General features: G+C 51.8%; 3 protein-coding genes. All 3 read right to left on the minus strand.

Features of this window, described 5'->3' with window-relative positions:
* Positions 1-218 (minus strand): hypothetical protein (locus tag AC07DW_RS34470; protein ID WP_478861528.1); only part of this gene is annotated, 218 nt, incomplete at its 3' end.
* Positions 194-895 carry a hypothetical protein gene (locus AC07DW_RS34475; protein ID WP_145959951.1) on the minus strand — a complete coding sequence of 234 codons (702 nt, stop codon included), beginning with the start codon at positions 893-895 and terminating at the stop codon, positions 194-196. The genes AC07DW_RS34470 and AC07DW_RS34475, both read right to left, overlap by 25 nt.
* Before the next feature lie 66 nt (positions 896-961).
* Positions 962-1,460: hypothetical protein (locus tag AC07DW_RS34480; RefSeq protein WP_478861529.1), on the minus strand; the 499-nt coding region annotated here is incomplete at its 5' end.

Genomic DNA, 1,460 nt, shown 5'->3' on the forward strand with positions numbered 1-1,460 from the left:
CTCCATTTACCTGGGGTCGCCTCGGTTGTCACGGCGGGGATTGTAGCGGTAGGACGGCGGCGCGAGAATTCATGAAGGAGGGCGGCCGGCAAGTTCGCGACGAGAATATCAAGCTGGTATCGGTGAAGGGCGCGGAGCCAGTTGAGGCGCGATTCGGATTGGAAGCGGCCAGCCGGCCAGGTTTCGAGCGATTTCAGATCTTCGGTCGAGATATGCATATCTCAACAAGGCGGTAAAGCTCAGAGTCCCAGACAGCACCTTTATCGCGAGTTTTCGAGAGTACATCCCAAATCACTGACCAGCTCAGCGTCGCTGATCGTGTAGCCTCGTATACCGCCGCCATATCGGCAAGCAAAAGAGCGTTTCGCCGCCTAACTCTCCACGCATTGAAACAATAGACAATGGTGGCGCCGACCCATGCCAAGAACACAGTTGTTCCAAGAAACGAATTGATCACTAATGCGAGGCCCAGCCATAAGCCCCAATTTATAAAGAATAAGATCGCTGAGAATGCGACTCTTCTCCAACGAATCCGGCCATGTTGAAGCCAGCTTTGATGCTTCCATGCCTTTGCTGTAGCCACAACCTCGGCGCAAATCATCAGGTTCGCCAAGAGCCAGTCAATTTGCGGTGACTGCATCGATTTGTAATAGTTGATATATAACTCCGTTTGTTGCCGCAAAAGTGTTCGATCGAAATCGTAATCTTCTAGGCTGTCAAGTAGCTCGCGTGTCGGGGGAGGGGCCCAAGTGTCTTGTTTTCTCATTACCCCGAAGCTCGCGAATACCATCATTACGAACTCGCGTACCTGATCGTCATCAAACTCCGCTTGTGGAAGATTATCCATTGTTCGGCTGATTGTTTTGATGGCGCCATCGCGACTGAGTGCGGTCATTTCTGTCTCCTGCGACCGAGTCTCCGGTCACGACGTTTTCTGGATTCGAGAGCTTAGCTCTGGCACTTACTTTCCGAATAAAAAGAACTTGAAAATGTAGCTGATGCGCTGGGCCCTGCTCATCTGCTGCATTCGATCTATCACTGCGTCGAGCCGTGCTTGCTCGTATGGGTTGTAATCAATCGCGGACTGAATCGCTTCTTGAGATGCGTGCCCGCATGTGATGTGGTGGCTAGGATCCCACCATCGCCGACAAAGCTTTGGCTGGAATGGGAATCGCCGGTCCTTGGGTTCACAATGACTGATCCCTTCCAAATACTTGGCAACGTTGGCGTATGCGGCATAGCCGTTCATGTGAGTATGTCGCCAAGTATCATTTGAAACTGCGCTCATTGGGCTTCCGAGCATGCCTGGGAACCCGAGCGCATGCATCGAGTATACAATCTGGCTCTCCGGGAGCAGTGCTATGTCATGGCCGTCCTTGCTTGGACTTAGGTAATTCCAACCCCAAAGCCAATAGTGGAATGGCTCGTTAGCCGCCAGTAAAAATTGAGCTATGTATTCT

The sequence above is a fragment of the Streptomyces sp. NPDC045701 genome (assembly GCF_056432045.1).